We start from the raw sequence: 350 nt of genomic DNA, 5'->3' as shown, positions 1-350 counted from the left end.
CCGGCAGTAAACCAAGCTCACTCGCAGTATCAGAACGCAGTAAAACCAAGCCACCTCGCAGTACCAGAACACATCCGCAAACCGACTTTCGTGCCCTGCGCCCTTCTCACCGCACCATCAGCCCTGCTCCCTGACTCCAGATACACCGAGTCGCCCGGATTTGCTGCCGGTGCCCGGCAGATCGCTGGCAAGCCGGCTCCTACGGCCTTCGGCCAGAATCAAGCAAAATCCGCTACAACCTGCTTCTGCTCCTACGGCCTTCGGCCAGAATCAAAAGCAAAATCCGCCGCAATCTGCTTCTGCCCGGAGGGCGTAGGAGTCCAGCTTGTTGACGATCTGCCGGGAACCGG

The sequence above is a fragment of the Pseudomonas sp. UBA5706 genome, from assembly GCF_002419965.1.
Classification (GTDB): Bacteria; Pseudomonadota; Gammaproteobacteria; order Pseudomonadales; family Pseudomonadaceae; genus Aquipseudomonas.
Note: the sequence above shows the minus strand (reverse complement) of the source record.